Annotated in this window: 13 protein-coding genes; 9 read left to right on the forward strand and 4 right to left on the reverse strand. The window is 61.2% G+C overall.

The annotated features are described in order from the left end of the window. Window positions 1-18 precede the first annotated feature (18 nt). The gene (locus ACJ8J1_RS08140; protein ID WP_033642953.1) at window positions 19-1,059 is read right to left on the reverse strand and encodes an oxidoreductase; all 1,041 of its coding nucleotides are present in this window, start codon (window positions 1,057-1,059) and stop codon (window positions 19-21) included. Window positions 1,060-1,294: 235 nt separating this feature from the next. Here ACJ8J1_RS08140 and ACJ8J1_RS08145 point away from each other — a divergent pair, with 235 nt between their 5' ends. The 4 genes from ACJ8J1_RS08145 to rsxC all read left to right on the forward strand — a co-directional run bounded on the left by ACJ8J1_RS08145 (window position 1,295) and on the right by rsxC (window position 5,443). Next, a complete protein-coding gene (locus ACJ8J1_RS08145) occupies window positions 1,295-1,735 on the forward strand; it encodes a DUF2569 domain-containing protein (protein ID WP_004938446.1) in 441 nt (146 codons plus the stop codon). A gap of 135 nt (window positions 1,736-1,870) precedes the next feature. Beyond that, window positions 1,871-2,452 carry an electron transport complex subunit RsxA gene (rsxA, locus tag ACJ8J1_RS08150; protein WP_004938443.1) on the forward strand — a complete coding sequence of 194 codons (582 nt, stop codon included), beginning with the start codon at window positions 1,871-1,873 and terminating at the stop codon, window positions 2,450-2,452. Further along, entirely contained in the window at window positions 2,452-3,024 is a 573-nt protein-coding gene (rsxB, locus tag ACJ8J1_RS08155; RefSeq protein ID WP_004938428.1) for an electron transport complex subunit RsxB, read from the forward strand. Before rsxA ends, rsxB begins: the two co-directional genes overlap by 1 nt. After that, window positions 3,017-5,443, forward strand: coding sequence for an electron transport complex subunit RsxC (gene rsxC / locus ACJ8J1_RS08160; RefSeq protein WP_033642951.1), 2,427 nt, complete (start codon window positions 3,017-3,019; stop codon window positions 5,441-5,443). Before rsxB ends, rsxC begins: the two co-directional genes overlap by 8 nt. Window positions 5,444-5,476: 33 nt before the next feature. Here rsxC and ACJ8J1_RS08165 read toward each other — a convergent pair whose 3' ends face one another. Beyond that, complete coding sequence (locus ACJ8J1_RS08165; protein ID WP_033642950.1) at window positions 5,477-6,370, reverse strand: helix-turn-helix domain-containing protein; 894 nt, start codon at window positions 6,368-6,370, stop codon at window positions 5,477-5,479. A 365-nt stretch (window positions 6,371-6,735) separates the two neighbouring features. On the opposite strand from ACJ8J1_RS08165, the gene rsxD reads away from it, so the two are divergent. From rsxD to dtpA, 5 genes are all read left to right on the forward strand, one after another. Beyond that, window positions 6,736-7,821 carry an electron transport complex subunit RsxD gene (gene rsxD / locus ACJ8J1_RS08170; protein WP_033652582.1) on the forward strand — a complete coding sequence of 362 codons (1,086 nt, stop codon included), beginning with the start codon at window positions 6,736-6,738 and terminating at the stop codon, window positions 7,819-7,821. A 9-nt stretch (window positions 7,822-7,830) separates the two neighbouring features. Next, the gene (gene rsxG, locus ACJ8J1_RS08175; RefSeq protein WP_033642948.1) at window positions 7,831-8,460 is read left to right on the forward strand and encodes an electron transport complex subunit RsxG; all 630 of its coding nucleotides are present in this window, start codon (window positions 7,831-7,833) and stop codon (window positions 8,458-8,460) included. Next, window positions 8,457-9,155, forward strand: coding sequence for an electron transport complex subunit E (locus ACJ8J1_RS08180; protein WP_033642947.1), 699 nt, complete (start codon window positions 8,457-8,459; stop codon window positions 9,153-9,155). Before rsxG ends, ACJ8J1_RS08180 begins: the two co-directional genes overlap by 4 nt. Continuing rightward, window positions 9,155-9,796, forward strand: a complete 642-nt coding sequence (gene nth, locus ACJ8J1_RS08185; protein ID WP_019455952.1) for an endonuclease III — start codon at window positions 9,155-9,157, stop codon at window positions 9,794-9,796. Before ACJ8J1_RS08180 ends, nth begins: the two co-directional genes overlap by 1 nt. Before the next feature lie 604 nt (window positions 9,797-10,400). Next, entirely contained in the window at window positions 10,401-11,915 is a 1,515-nt protein-coding gene (gene dtpA, locus ACJ8J1_RS08190) for a dipeptide/tripeptide permease DtpA (RefSeq protein ID WP_033642946.1), read from the forward strand. 75 nt (window positions 11,916-11,990) lie between these two features. On the opposite strand, the gene ACJ8J1_RS08195 is transcribed toward dtpA, so the two are convergent. Together ACJ8J1_RS08195 and ACJ8J1_RS08200 are read right to left on the reverse strand one after the other, a co-directional pair. After that, a complete protein-coding gene (locus ACJ8J1_RS08195) occupies window positions 11,991-14,084 on the reverse strand; it encodes a prolyl oligopeptidase family serine peptidase (protein WP_442520335.1) in 2,094 nt (697 codons plus the stop codon). Between the two features lie 194 nt (window positions 14,085-14,278). Beyond that, the gene (locus ACJ8J1_RS08200; RefSeq protein WP_033642943.1) at window positions 14,279-14,842 is read right to left on the reverse strand and encodes a helix-turn-helix domain-containing protein; all 564 of its coding nucleotides are present in this window, start codon (window positions 14,840-14,842) and stop codon (window positions 14,279-14,281) included. Window positions 14,843-14,939 lie beyond the last annotated feature (97 nt).

Below are 14,939 nucleotides of genomic sequence, written 5' to 3' on the forward strand. Positions count from 1 at the left end.
ACAGAAAAGTGGGCGGGATCAGACCACCGGCAGCGCCTGCTGCAGCCGGGCCGATTCCAGCCCCAGTTCGATCAATGCCATCACCGCGATGGCGTCGGCGGCCGGCACCGGATTTTCGCCTATGCCGGCAATCGCGTCGCGCACCGCCGCGTAATAAGCCGGGTAGTTGCCGGGAATATTGAGCAGCGGCTGTTCCGCCAGCAGGTCGCCGCGTGACAGCGTCACCACACCCTCGCGCATGTCATAGCCCCAGTCGGCCTGCGGCAAGCGTTCGCCGGCCTTCAGCCGGTCTTCCTGCGGATCCAGGCCGTATTTGACATAGCTGCCGCGGGTGCCGTGCACCACATAGCGCGGGCTCTCCGCCGCCGCCAGCATGCTGGCGTGCAGCACCACACGGCGATCGCCATAGCTCAGCAGCGCGTGGAAATAGTCCACCGCCTGCGCCCCCGGCCGCAGCTCACCCAGATCGACAAACAGCCGCTCGGGTTTGCCGAAGAGTTGCAGCGCCTGATCGAGCAGATGCGGCCCCAAATCGAACCAGATGCCGCTGCCGACGCCGCCCTGTTCGCGCCAGCGCTGACGCACCTGTGGCCGGTAACGATCGAAGTGCGACTCGAAGTACACCACCTCGCCCAGCGAACCGTCGTTCAGCAGCGCTTTGAGGGTCAGGAAATCGCTGTCCCAGCGACGGTTGTGGAACACCGACAGCAGCAAACCGCTCTGCTGCGCCTGCTGCTGCAGCGCTTGAGCTTGTGACAATGTCACGGTAAACGGTTTGTCCACGACCACGTGCTTGCCGGCGGCCAGCGCCTGTTGCGCCAGCGGGAAATGGGTATCGTTGGGGGTAGGAATCACGATCAGATCGAGGGCCGGATCGGCGAACAGCGCCTGCGCATCGCCCACCACCGTCATCGACGGCCAGTCCGCGCGCACTTTGCCGGCATCGCTGCTGGAAACGGCGGCCAGCTCCAGCCCGGGCGTACCGGCGATCAGCGGCGCATGAAAGGTTTTGCTGGCGTAGCCGTAACCGACCAGCCCGACACGAATTTTCTCAGCCATGGGATTTCCTCTTGCAGGCTCACGACAGACCCTTTCGATTTGACACCATGCGGACGGCTGGAACAAGAAGTAAATGAGATGTTAATTCGAAGCGGGGTCGGCACGGCGCCGGAGTAGCCAAACGTGCGGCCCGAGCCCGCGACGCCGAGCTATCCGGTTGATAGGGATGACGAAGCCTATATTACCCGCTAAGCTATGCCGCCTGTGATCCCCGATTCAATCAGGAAGCCGTTTTATGTCTCAAGCTGAATACTCTCGTATCGGCGGTTGGTTGCTGGCCCCGCTGGCCTATCTGATCGTCACCCTGCTCAGCGCCAGCCTGATGCTGCTCCTGTACGCCATGGCGATCTTCATGCCCGAGTCGCGCGACTATCTGTTGACCAACGCCCAGGCGTTTACCCTGCAATGGTACTTTTCGGTGTTGACCACGCTCTTGATGTGGGGCTTCACCCTGTGGCTGGTATTTCTGTTTTGCCAGCGGTCGCAGCGCTTCCCCAAGCTGTTCTTGTTATGGCTGCTGATCACGGTGATCCTGGCGGTGAAAGCCTTCGCCTTCGCGCCGGTGCCGGATGAAGTGGCGGTGCGCAGCCTCGGCTGGCCGCTGCTGATGGCGGCGCTGCTGGTGCCTTACATCAAGCGTTCGCAGCGGGTCAAAGGGACCTTTACCGAACGTTAAAGGCGATTGCAGCACGTTTTATTGGGTGATTTGTGTAAATTTTCACCAAAAAAGGCAATACCCCTGCGATTCATATGTTGTCGTCCGGCCGCCGATTCCCGATAATAGGCGGCTTTTATTTTTTTAGGCATCGCAATGACCGAATACCTGCTCCTGTTTGTCGGCACCGTACTGGTGAACAACTTCGTTCTGGTGAAGTTTCTTGGCCTGTGCCCGTTCCTCGGCGTTTCCAAGAAGCTGGAAAGCGCCATCGGCATGGGAATGGCCACCACCTTCGTCATGACGCTGGCCTCCGTCAGCGCCTGGGTGATCAACACCTTTATTCTGGTTCCGCTGGATCTGGTGTATCTGCGCACGCTCTCCTTCATTCTGGTGATCGCCGTGGTGGTGCAGTTCACCGAGATGGTGGTGCGCAAGACCAGCCCGGCGCTCTATCGCCTGCTGGGTATCTTCCTGCCGCTGATCACCACCAACTGCGCGGTGCTGGGCGTGGCGTTGCTTAACGTCAACCTCGGTTATAACTTCCTGCAGTCCGCCGTTTACGGTTTCAGCGCCGCCGCCGGTTTCTCGCTGGTGATGGTGCTGTTCGCCGCCATTCGCGAACGTCTGGCGGTGGCCGACGTGCCGGCGCCGTTCCGCGGCTCCTCGATCGCACTGATCACCGCCGGGCTGATGTCGCTGGCCTTTATGGGCTTTACCGGGCTGGTGAAATTCTAATGACTGCGTTGTGGATAGCTATCGCGGCTTTGAGCGCGCTCGGGCTGCTGTTCGGACTGGTGCTGGGCTACGCCGCGCGCCGTTTTGAGGTGGAAGAGGATCCGGTCGCCGAGCAGGTCGACGCGATCTTGCCACAGAGCCAGTGCGGCCAGTGCGGCTACCCCGGCTGTCGCCCCTATGCCGAGGCGGTGGCCAACGGCGAGATGATCAACAAATGCGCGCCGGGCGGCGAACAGGTGATGCTGAAACTGGCGGAGCTGCTCAACGTGGAGCCGCAGCCGCTGGGCAGCGAAGCCGCCGCCGAGCCGGAGCGTAAAGTGGCCTATATCGACGAGGCCAACTGCATCGGCTGCACCAAGTGCATTCAGGCTTGCCCGGTTGACGCCATCGTCGGCGCCACCCGCGCCATGCATACCGTCATTACCGACCTCTGTACCGGCTGCGATCTGTGCGTCGCCCCTTGCCCTACCGACTGTATTGAAATGAGACCGGTCGCCACCACCACCGCCAACTGGAAGTGGGACATGAAGACGATCCCGGTGCAAGTGATCCACGTGGAGCAACATGCTTAATCTGTTCGCCGCCTTTAAAAAAGACCGGATCTGGGATTTCGACGGCGGGATCCATCCACCGGAAATGAAGACTCAGTCGAGCGGCGCGCCGCTGCGTGTCGCCCCTCTGCCCAAGACCTTTATCATTCCGCTGCAGCAGCATCTGGGGCCGGAAGGCGAACTGTGCGTCAACGCCGGCGATCGGGTGTTGAAAGGCCAGCCGCTGACCGTCGGCCGCGGGCGCACCGTGCCGGTGCACGCCCCGACCTCGGGCACCGTTAGCGCCATCACGCCGCACATCACCGCTCACCCTTCCGGGCTGTCGGAGCTGTGCGTGATTATCGAGGCAGACGGCGAAGACCGCTGGTGCGAGCGCGAGCCGGTGGCGGATTACCGCCAATCGCCCGCCGCAGATCTGATTCAACGTATTCATCAGGCCGGCATCGCCGGTCTGGGCGGCGCAGGTTTCCCGACCGCCAGTAAACTGCAAGGCGGCATGAGCGGCGTGGAAACGCTGATCCTCAACGCCGCCGAGTGCGAGCCTTACATCACCGCCGACGATCGCCTGATGCAGGAACATGCCGATCAGATCGTTGAAGGCACGCAGATCCTGCAACACATTCTGCAGCCCAAGGTCACACTGATCGGGATCGAAGACAACAAGCCGGAGGCGATCGCGGCGCTGAAACAGGCGTTGCGCGGCCAGTCCGGCATTGCCCTGCGCGTCATCCCCACCAAATACCCGTCCGGCGGCGCCAAGCAGCTGACCAAGATTTTGACCGGCAAGGAAGTGCCGCACGGCAAGCACTCCTCCGCTATCGGCGTGCTGATGCAAAACGTCGGCACCGCCTTCGCCATCAAGCGGGCGATCGTCGACGGCGAACCGTTGATTGAGCGCGTGGTGACCCTGACCGGCGAGGCGGTCGAGCGCCCTGGCAACCTGTGGGCACGCATCGGCACGCCGGTGCAGCACCTGCTTGATTTCGTCGGTTTCCGTCCGCAGGCGCAGCAGATGGTGGTGATGGGCGGCCCGCTGATGGGCTTTACCCTGCCCGCGCTGAACGTGCCGATCGTCAAGATCAGCAACTGCATTCTGGCGCCGACGGTGGATGAAATGACGCCGCAGGAACCCGAGCAATCCTGCATCCGCTGCGGCCTGTGCGTGGACGCTTGCCCTGCCGGGCTGTTGCCGCAACAGCTGTACTGGTTCAGCCGCGGGCAGGAGCACGACAAGGCGCGCAACCACAACCTGTTCGACTGCATCGAATGCGGCGCCTGCGCGTTCGTCTGCCCCAGCAACATTCCGCTGGTGCAGTACTACCGGCAGGAAAAGGCCGAAATCAAGGCTATCGATTTGGAAGCGGCGCGCACCGCCGAGGCCAAGGCGCGTTACGAGGCCAAGCTGGCGCGTCTGGAGCGCGAGAAACTGGCGCGCGAAGAGCGGCACAAAAAGGCCGCCGTCAAACTGACCGACGACGATCAGGGGGCGGTACAGGCCGCACTGGCGCGCGTACGCAGCAAGAATGCCGAAGCGGCGGTTACGCCGGTCGACGGCCAGCAGCCAGACAACAAAGAGATGATCGCCGCCCGCGAAGCGCGTAAAGCGCAGGCGCGTGAACGGCGCGCCCAGTTGGCGGCCGAAGCGGAACAAGCCTCGCCGGCAACCTCAGGCGACGACGCGCGTAAGGCCGCCGTGGCCGCGGCGCTGGCCCGCGTGAAGGCGCGCAAAGAGGCACCGGCCGCAGACATCACCGCCCCTGCCGCGACAGAGGACGATCCGCGTAAAGCGGCAGTCGCCGCCGCCCTGGCTCGCGTGAAGGCCAAGAAAACGGCGCAGCAGGCGGACGCTCCTGCCGAGACAGAACCGGCTCCGGCCACCGCCGAAGAAGATCCGCGCAAAGCGGCGGTCGCGGCGGCTATCGCCCGCGCCAAAGCCAAGAAAGCGGCGCAGCAGGCGGACGCTCCGGCCGAGACAGAACCGGCTCCGGCTACCGCCGAAGAAGATCCGCGTAAAGCGGCAGTCGCCGCCGCCCTGGCTCGCGTGAAGGCCAAGAAAGCGGCGCAGCAGGCGGACACTCCCGCTGAGACAGAACCGGCTCCGGCTGCCGCCGAAGAAGATCCGCGTAAAGCGGCAGTCGCCGCCGCCCTGGCTCGCGTGAAGGCCAAGAAAACGGCGCAGCAAGCGGACACTCCGGCCGAGACAGAACCGGCTCCGGCTGACGCCGAAGAAGATCCGCGCAAGGCGGCGGTCGCGGCGGCTATCGCCCGCGCCAAAGCCAAAAAAGCGGCGCAGCAGGCGGACGCTCCGGCCGAGACAGAACCGGCTCCAGCTGCCGCCGAAGAAGATCCGCGCAAGGCGGCGGTTGCGGCGGCTATCGCCCGCGCCAAAGCCAAAAAAGCCGCCAGAGAATCGCTGGCGGCGGAAACGGAAGACAAATGATGACGGCGGCGCCTGGCCTACGCCGGGCGCCGTTTAATCGATAGAGATCAGATAGGTGTAGTCCACTTCAATCTGACGCAGTTTGGACTCCGGGTTCCACTCTTTGGTTTGAATGATCTCCATTTCCATACTGCCGCGCACCTTATCCTTCAGCCCCGGCATCACATGCGACACCAGATAACCGAAAAACTGCAGACACTCCTTCGCCGTGCCCTTATGGTTGATGGAGATAAACTCGCGGCTCGGCAGATGGATGGTGTCTATCTGATGATTGGAAAGAATGTCCTTTTTATGTTCAGGATCGACCGCCATCACCAGCGTGGACGACAGCTCGTCACCTTCCCCGGCCTGCGGGCAATAAATGCTGTAAATTCGCCGGCAGTCGACGTGCAACCCCTTGAAGAAGTCATTGAAAATCTCGTCCTTCATCGCCATGCAGGACGCGTACTCCAGCTCTTGTTCGGAGGCGAAATCCAGCCGGCGCGAGAAGCCGACCAGTTGCATCTCGGGCAGCGTCAGCCGCTTCACTTCCGGATAATATCCCGCGCCGTAGCTGGCTTCGAAGTTAAAGCGCGGCATCAGGTTTTTCACGTCCCAGTGCTCCATCGAGCGGTAGCGATTGGGCGTGGTGCCGAAGCGCTGCTTGAACATGCGAGTAAAGGTCTGCTGCGAGTCGAAGCCCAGCTCATCGGAGATGTCGATGATGGAGCGACGGGTGATGCGCAGCGCCACCGCGGCGCGCGTCAGGATGCGCGAACGGATATAGGTGGCGAGTTGAATGCCGGTAATACGCTTGAATTTACGCTGCAGATGCCACTTGGAATAGCCCGAAATACGCGCAACTTCATCCAGGTTTGGCCGTTTCTCCAGATGTATCTCCACCCACTCAATTAGCTCTTCAATAAAAAAAATGTCTTCATTTGTCATTATTATGGATTCACTGACTCAATAATGTTCGCGATAGTAACCTACACGTATTATGTGAAAGTTGTTATTTTGTGCGGAAATCTGGACAAAAATGATATTTCATTCATACGGTTACCCCATTTCTCAGGGGCGATGGCGGCACAAGTTCCACAGACAATTCCTCACGTTAGCCCATTTTCCGGCCAAAAAAAAATCAAATCGCGCCACGCCGATCTCAACGGGTGCGAAAAGCCGAATACCCCTATCATTAAGGCGTATTACCCTCGCATCGAATCAGGTAGAATGCTCGGCTATTATTTTTGCCGCGCCCGCAATTCGGCGCATCGAAACTGCCGCAGGCGCGGCGCAGAAGGTATCGTTACTCTATGAAGTTCAGGCCGGTATCACCCACAGCCGCCAAAGGCTTACACATCGCCAGCTCGCCGTTCACCCACAACCAGCAAAGCACCAGCCGCATTATGCTGTGGGTGATGTTGGCCTGCATTCCCGGCATCGCAGCACAGATTTGGTTCTTCGGTTATGGCGTGCTGATTCAGGTGGCGCTGGCGGCGATCGTCGCGCTGGCCGCAGAAGGCGCGATCCTCAGGCTGCGCAAGCTGCCGGTGCGCAGCCGGCTGGCGGACAACTCCGCCCTGCTGACCGCGCTGCTGCTCGGCATCAGCCTGCCGCCGCTGGCCCCGTGGTGGATGATCGTCATCGGCACCTTCTTCGCCATCGTCATCGCCAAACAGCTGTACGGCGGCCTTGGGCAGAACCCGTTCAATCCGGCGATGGTCGGTTACGTGGTGCTGCTGATCTCCTTCCCGGTGCAGATGACCAGCTGGTTGCCGCCGGATGAGCTGCGCGCCACCGCGCTGTCGTTCCACGACACGCTGCTGGCCATTTTCAGCGGCCATACCGCTCAGGGCGCGACGCTGCACGAATTGCAGATGGGCGTTGACGGCATCAGCCAGGCTACACCGCTCGACGGCTTCAAAACCGGTTTGCGCAGCGGCCACAGCGTTGAACAGGTGTTGCAGCAGCCGCTGTTCGGCGGCGCGCTGGCGGGCATCGGCTGGCAGTGGGTCAACCTCGGCTTTCTGGCCGGCGGCCTGTTTATGCTGGCGCGCCGCCTGATCCACTGGCAGATCCCCTTCAGCATGTTGGCCGCTATCGCCTTCTGCTCCGGTCTGGCCTGGTGGCTCGATCCGGCGCATCAGGCTTCGCCGCTGATCCACCTGTTCTCCGGCGCCAGCATGCTGGGCGCGTTCTTTATCGCCACCGACCCGGTCAGCGCCTCCACCACGCCGAAGGGCCGTTTAATCTACGGCGCGCTGATCGGCGTGCTGGTCTGGCTGATCCGCGTTTATGGCGGCTACCCTGACGGCGTGGCCTTTGCCGTGCTGCTCGCCAACATCACCGTCCCGTTAATCGACCACTACACGCAGCCGCGCGTGTACGGCCATCGCTAAGGAGCCGCCATGCTGAATTCCATGAGAAAGCACGGCACCACGCTGGCGGTGTTTGCGGCGGTCACCACCGGCCTCACCGCCGTGGTCTACGCCCTGACGAAAACCACCATCGCGCATCAGGCGGCGCTGCAGCAAAAAGCCCTGCTCGATCAGGTGGTGCCGCCGGAAAATTACGACAACGTCATGCAGAACGAATGCTTCCTGGTCAGCGATCCGGCGCTGGGCGACGGCGCGCCACACCGTTTATACCTGGCGCGCAAAAACGGGCAACCGACCGCCGCCGCGCTGGAAGCCACCGCGCCGGACGGTTACTCCGGCGCCATCAAGCTGCTGGTCGGTGCCGATTTCAACGGCACGGTACTCGGCACCCGGGTGATTGAACACCATGAAACCCCGGGGCTGGGCGACAAGATCGAACTGCGCATTTCCGACTGGATTTCCTTCTTCAGCGGCAAGAAAATCGAAGGCCCGGACGACAAACGCTGGGCGGTGAAGAAAGACGGCGGCATGTTCGACCAATTCACCGGCGCCACCATCACCCCGCGTGCGGTGGTCAATGCGGTGCGCCGCACGGCGTTGTATATGGAAACGCTGCCGCCTAAACTTGAAAGCTTACCTGCGTGTGGAGCCAGCGAATGAGTGAAGCCAAAGAATTGATCGTCCAGGGGTTGTGGAAGAACAACTCCGCCCTGGTGCAGCTGCTGGGCATGTGCCCGCTGCTGGCGGTGACCTCCACCGTCACCAACGCGCTGGGCCTGGGGCTGGCCACCACGCTGGTGCTGACGCTCACCAACGCCTCCATCTCCGCGGTGCGTCGCTGGGTGCCAAGCGAAGTGCGTATTCCAATCTACGTCATGATCATCGCCGCGGTGGTGAGCATCGTGCAGATGCTGATCAACGCCTATGCCTTCGGTCTGTATCAGTCGCTCGGCATTTTTATTCCGTTGATCGTGACCAACTGCATCGTCGTGGGCCGCGCCGAAGCGGTGGCCGCCAAGAAACCGGTCGGCCTCTCGGCGCTGGACGGCATGGCCATCGGCCTCGGCGCCACCGGCGTCATGGTGACGCTGGGTTCAATGCGCGAGCTGCTGGGCAACGGCACGCTGTTCGACGGCGCCGATCAACTGCTGGGCGGCTGGGCCAAATCGCTGCGCATCGAAGTGGTGCACTTCGACAGCCCGTTCCTGCTGGCCATGCTGCCGCCAGGCGCCTTTATCGGCCTGGGCCTGCTGCTGGCGGTCAAGTATCTGATCGACGAAAGAATGAAGGCGCGCAAAGCCCGCGCCGTGGCGGCGGAACCGCTGCTGGAACAAGGACGTGCTGAGAAGGCCTGATGAACAAGCAGAAGCGACTGGAAATTCTGACCCGGCTGCGCGACAACAATCCGCATCCGACCACCGAGCTGGTGTACACCACGCCATTTGAGCTGCTGATCGCGGTATTGCTGTCTGCGCAGGCCACCGACGTGAGCGTCAACAAGGCGACCGCCAAACTCTATCCGGTCGCCAACACCCCCGCCGCCATGCTGGCGCTGGGGGTTGATGGCGTCAAGGAGTACATCAAGACCATCGGTCTGTTCAACAGCAAGGCCGAAAACGTGATCAAGACCTGCCGCATGCTGCTGGAGCTGCACGGCGGCGAAGTGCCGGAAGATCGCGCCGCGCTGGAGGCGCTGCCGGGCGTTGGGCGCAAAACCGCCAACGTGGTGCTCAACACCGCCTTCGGCTGGGCGACCATCGCCGTGGACACCCATATCTTCCGGGTGTGCAACCGCACCCACTTTGCGCCGGGCAAGAACGTCGATCAGGTGGAGGAGAAACTGTTGAAGGTGGTGCCCGCCGAATTCAAGGTCGATTGCCATCACTGGCTGATCCTACACGGACGCTACACCTGCATCGCGCGCAAACCGCGCTGCGGCTCCTGCATCATCGAAGACCTGTGCGAATATAAAGAAAAGGTTTATCCGGAATCCTGAGTCAGTTGGGTGCGGCAAACCGCACCCGCCGCGTCCTCTTCCCTCGCCAACGCCGCTTTTTTATCAAAAATGTGATATCGCGCAGCAGTAACCCCGGCGTTATCACGGTTTTCAGTAAGAAACCCATCGCTGCGTTATTTTCAAGCAAAAAATTAGTCGAAAATTGCGGTGAACGTCACGCTTTCGGGATCACAAGGCGTTCACAAATGCCAGCCCCGTTTTCCTGAATTTCTATAATTTTACAAATCGCGCCATATACACAACATTCCAACGGATTAATAACCTCACGTACACTGATGCGCTAAAAAATAGCAATTCAGCAGAATATATCCCTGTTTAAAATTCGTATAGCTTTTAGTCAAAACAAAAAATCGATAAACCACCAAAAGCCGAAAGTTAATACTGCATAACATTTGCAACATCGTGGCATAATCCTGCCGGCGTTAAATGTAACCGAATATGACAAACAGCTTGCCACGTTGACAAAGATAGTGAACATTAACCGCCGTCCCCATCCTATAACAACGCAAAAGGATGCCGTTCCGCATCAACTTTTGTACTTTCCCGTCCCCTAAAGACGGGCTGCGAAAAAACAGAGGTACCAGTGTCAACAGCAAACAACCAACACCAGGAGAGCGTGAGCCTTAACGCGTTCAAACAACCGAAAGCATTCTATCTGATCTTCTCGATCGAACTGTGGGAGCGCTTCGGCTATTACGGCCTGCAAGGCATCATGGCGGTTTATCTGGTCAAGATGCTCGGTCTGAGCGAAGCCGACTCCATCACCCTGTTCTCTTCTTTCAGCGCCCTGGTATACGGCTTCGTCGCCATTGGTGGCTGGCTGGGCGACAAGGTGCTGGGCGCCAAACGCGTGATCGTGCTCGGCGCGCTGGTGCTGGCCGCCGGTTACGCCATGGTGGCCTACTCCGGCCACGACATCTTCTGGGTCTACCTGGGCATGGCGACCATCGCCGTGGGCAGCGGCCTGTTCAAGGCTAACCCGTCCTCCCTGCTCTCCACCTGCTATGAGAAAGACGACCCACGTATCGACGGCGCCTTCACCATGTACTACATGTCGGTGAACATCGGTTCCTTCTTCTCCATGCTGGCTACCCCGTGGCTGGCGGCGAAGTACGGCTGGAGCGTGGCGTTCTCCCTGAGCGTGGTCGGCATGCTGATCACCCTGGTCAACTTTATGATGTGCCACAAGTGGGTGAAGAAAAACGGCTCCAGGCCTGACTTCAAGCCGCTACATCTGCCGAAACTGCTGATGGTGCTGGTCGGCATCGTGGCGCTGGTCGCCGTGTCCAGCTGGCTGCTGCACAACCAGGTGATCGCGCGCTGGGCGCTGGCCTTCATCTCCGCCGGGATCGTGATCGTGTTCGCCAAGGAAGCCTTCGCCCTGCATGGCGCCGCACGCCGTAAAATGATCGTCGCCTTCCTGCTGATGCTGGAAGCGGTGGTGTTCTTCGTGCTGTACAGCCAGATGCCGACGTCGCTGAACTTCTTCGCCATCCACAACGTGGAGCACAGCATCTTCGGCGTCGCCTTCGAGCCGGAGCAGTACCAGGCGCTGAACCCGTTCTGGATCATGCTCGCCAGCCCGATTCTGGCCGCGTTGTATAACAAGATGGGCGATCGCCTGCCGATGCCGCACAAGTTCGCTTTCGGCATGATCCTGTGTTCCTGCGCCTTCCTGGTGCTGCCATGGGGCGCCAGCTTCGCCAACGAACAGGGCATCGTGTCGGTCAACTGGCTGATCCTGAGCTACGCGCTGCAGAGCATCGGCGAGCTGATGATTTCCGGTCTGGGTCTGGCGATGGTGGCGCAACTGGTGCCGCAGCGTCTGATGGGCTTCATCATGGGTTCCTGGTTCCTGACCACCGCCGCCGCGGCACTGATCGCCGGTAAAGTCGCCGGTCTGACCGCCGTCCCCAGCGACATCAACGACGCGCACGCTTCGCTGGCCATCTACAGCCATGTGTTTATGCAAATCGGCATCGCCACCGCCGTCATCGCCATCCTGATGATGCTGACCGCGCCGAAACTGTACCGCATGACGCTGGACACCAGCGAAGACCTGAATCAGAAAGCGCAGGAAGCCACGGCGGCTCACTGATCGCCTGCGGATTGAGCGTAAATAGAAACGCCGGGGTTAACCCCCGGCGTTTTTTTATGCCCGCAAGAAACGTGTTTACGCTGGCTTGCGCTTGCCGCTCAGGTTAGCCCACATGAATTCGCTCACCAGCGCGCTGTGGAACGCCGCCTGTTGCTTGTCGGCGGCGGCGCTGTGCCCACCCTCGGTATTTTCGTAGAAGTAAGCCTGCTGATACCCCATCGCCTGCATGCGCGCCGCCATTTTGCGCGCGTGGGCCGGGTTGACCCGATCGTCGCTGGTGGCGGTATAGAACAGCACCGGCGGATAGGCCGTTTTCGCCTGAATATTGTGGTACGGCGAGAAGGTTTTGATATAGGCCCACTGCTCCGGCTTGCTCGGATCGCCGTATTCCGCGATCCACGACGCGCCGGCGGAGAGTTGGGTATAGCGCTGCATGTCCAACAGCGGCACTTCGCAGACGATGCAGCCGAACAGCTGCGGATACAACGTCAGCATATTGCCTACCAGCAGACCGCCGTTGCTGCCGCCGCGCGCGCCGAGATGCGGCGCGGAAGTCACCTTGCGCGCGAACAGGTCTTCGGCCACGGCGGCGAAATCCTCATAGGCACGATGACGATTCTGCTTGAGCGCCGCCTGATGCCAGGCCGGACCAAATTCACCGCCGCCCCGAATGTTGGCCACCACGTATACCCCGCCGCGCTCCAGCCAGGCCGGCGCTTTGCCGCCCAGATAGCCCGGCAGCAGCGGCACTTCAAAACCGCCGTAGCCGTACAGCAGCGTCGGCGTGCTGCCATCCAGCTTGAGATCTTTGGCGGCGATCTGGAAATACGGCACGCGGGTGCCGTCCTTGGAGCGCGCGAAATGCTGGCTGACCTGATAGCCGGCGGCGTCAAAGTCCTGCGGCGCCTGTTTCAGCAGCGTCGCTTCCCCGCCGTCGAGGTTGCCCATATACAGCGAGGTCGGCTGCAGGAACCCGCTGACCGTCAGGAAATAGGCGTTGCTCTCGTCGTCGATGCCGCCGGCGGAAAGGGTGCTGATGGCGCCGGGGTTGCCCAGCGGGCGACGTTGCCAGCTGCCGCCCTGCGGCGTCAGCACTTCCAGTCGGTTGACCACGTTATCCATGATGCTGAGGATCAGGTGATCGCGAGTGCCGCTGTAGCCGCTCAGCGCCTGCTCCGCCGTCGGGGTAAACAGCGGCTGCAGCTCGCGCTTGCCCGCCAGATAGTCGTCGAAATTGGCCGCCAACAGCGAGCCGGACGGATAGCGCTTGCCGCCCACGTCCCAATCGCTGCTCGGCTTGATCAGCAGCCATTCCCGATGCGTATCCAGCTCGGCGTCGGCGGGGATGTCGATTTTTTTCTGCCGGCCGTCCTGAGTCAGCAAGAAATAGTCGCGGCGGTAGAAGTCCAGGCTGCGGCCGACGAAATCGCGCTCAAAGCCCGGCGTGCGGTCGTGATAGGCGAAGACCGCCATGTCCTCGGGCTGCGCTTCGTACAGCGTTTCGGCGGCGCTCAGCGGCGTGCCGCGCCGCCAGCGTTTGGCGATGCGCGCGTAGCCGGACTGGGTCATCGAGCCGGGGCCGAAATCGGTGGCGATGAACAGCGTGTCCCGATCGACCCAGGAAACCCGGCTTTTCGCCACCGGCACGTTGAAACCCTCTTTGACGAAGCGTTTGGCAACCAAATCGAATTCGCGGATTTCGGTGGCGTCACCGCCGTCCGGCGACAGCTGCATCAGGCAATAACGGTATTCCGGCGCCAGCGGCTGCGAGCCCTGATAAACCCAATCCTTGCCCTCCGCCTTGCCCAGCGCATCGATATCCAGCACCGTCTCCCAGGCCGGTTTGGCCTTGCGGTACTCGTCCAGCGTGGCGCGTCGCAGCAGGCCACGCGGGTTGGCCTGATCCTGCCAGAAGTTGTAATAGTACTCGCCGCGTTTGCTCACCCACGGGATCTGGGTGTCTTTATTGAGGATATCCAGGACTTCGCGCTCAATGCGCTGAAAGTCTTCGCCCTGGCCGAAACGTGCCACGGTGCGCTGATTTTCCTGCTGCACCCATTGCAGCGCTTTTTTACCCTGCAGCTCTTCCAGCCACAGGAATTCATCGCCGGCGGCCGCGCCGCCCTCCGCCGCCATCGCCAGGCGGATACTGTTGGGTAATGAAGTCATCGCGAATACGGCTCCTGCGGTTTGCGCACTGAGTTTAATAAACTGACGTCGATTGGTGACCGGCAAAATCAAGCTCCTTTTGAGTCGGCTGCAACGCCGCCCCGTCATGGGCGACAGCCTGTGAAATAAGAGTCATTTTCAACAAGGTAGGCGTTTGGCGGCGCGGAGTCAAAGCCCGCGGCCGCCGCGTTGAGTCAGGATTGAGGATAGTGGATCAGATCGTGAATGCGCACCGTGTGTGAACCGGCGTTGCGGTAGGCATGCGGCCGATCGGCCTGAAAGCGCATCGCCTCGCCGGCTGCCAGGCTGTGCCACTCGCCGTCTATCGCCAATTCCAACCGGCCGCTGATCACGATCACATGCTCAATCACGCCCGGCTCATGCGGCGACGATTCGCTGAGCGCGCCCGGCGCGAGATCGATGACGAACATGTCGAAACCCAGCTGGCGATCGTAGGGAAACAGCGGCACCACGCGCATATCGGCGTTGTCCTGATCGTACACCGGCAGCTCGCCGTAGCGGTGCAGCGTCGCCTGCTGCTGCGCGGGCGACGCCTCAAGAAAGGCGGAAAACGCCACGTTGAAACCGGTGGCGATCTTCCACAGCGTCGCCACCGTCGGGCTGGATTCGCCGCGCTCAATCTGCCCAAGCATCGCTTTGCTGACGCCGGTGTATTCCGCCGCCTGCGTCAGGCTCCAGCCGCGCTGCGCGCGCAGCGTGCGAAGGGTGTGCGCCAAATGGCCGGCAAGTTCCTGCATCCTGTTCTCCTCTGCATATCGCGCTCGATTATACCCGCTTGTGCGCTATAGCGCACGGTGCTATGCTGATTTCTTACCGTGCGTTATAACGCACACT

Source organism: Serratia sp. CY37869, assembly GCF_052168895.1.
Classification (GTDB): domain Bacteria; phylum Pseudomonadota; class Gammaproteobacteria; order Enterobacterales; family Enterobacteriaceae; genus Serratia; species Serratia ureilytica.

Excerpts from the sequence above, each read along its gene's own strand:
- ACJ8J1_RS08140 (WP_033642953.1), bottom strand. The coding sequence starts at position 1,059 with ATGGCTGAGAAAATTCGTGTCGGGCTGGTCGGTTACGGCTACGCCAGC.
- ACJ8J1_RS08145 (WP_004938446.1), top strand. The coding sequence starts at position 1,295 with ATGTCTCAAGCTGAATACTCTCGTATCGGCGGTTGGTTGCTGGCCCCG.
- rsxA (WP_004938443.1), top strand. The coding sequence starts at position 1,871 with ATGACCGAATACCTGCTCCTGTTTGTCGGCACCGTACTGGTGAACAAC.
- rsxB (WP_004938428.1), top strand. The coding sequence starts at position 2,452 with ATGACTGCGTTGTGGATAGCTATCGCGGCTTTGAGCGCGCTCGGGCTG.
- rsxC (WP_033642951.1), top strand. The coding sequence starts at position 3,017 with ATGCTTAATCTGTTCGCCGCCTTTAAAAAAGACCGGATCTGGGATTTC.
- ACJ8J1_RS08165 (WP_033642950.1), bottom strand. The coding sequence starts at position 6,370 with ATGACAAATGAAGACATTTTTTTTATTGAAGAGCTAATTGAGTGGGTG.
- rsxD (WP_033652582.1), top strand. The coding sequence starts at position 6,736 with ATGAAGTTCAGGCCGGTATCACCCACAGCCGCCAAAGGCTTACACATC.
- rsxG (WP_033642948.1), top strand. The coding sequence starts at position 7,831 with ATGCTGAATTCCATGAGAAAGCACGGCACCACGCTGGCGGTGTTTGCG.
- ACJ8J1_RS08180 (WP_033642947.1), top strand. The coding sequence starts at position 8,457 with ATGAGTGAAGCCAAAGAATTGATCGTCCAGGGGTTGTGGAAGAACAAC.
- nth (WP_019455952.1), top strand. The coding sequence starts at position 9,155 with ATGAACAAGCAGAAGCGACTGGAAATTCTGACCCGGCTGCGCGACAAC.
- ACJ8J1_RS08195 (WP_442520335.1), bottom strand. The coding sequence starts at position 14,084 with ATGACTTCATTACCCAACAGTATCCGCCTGGCGATGGCGGCGGAGGGC.
- ACJ8J1_RS08200 (WP_033642943.1), bottom strand. The coding sequence starts at position 14,842 with ATGCAGGAACTTGCCGGCCATTTGGCGCACACCCTTCGCACGCTGCGC.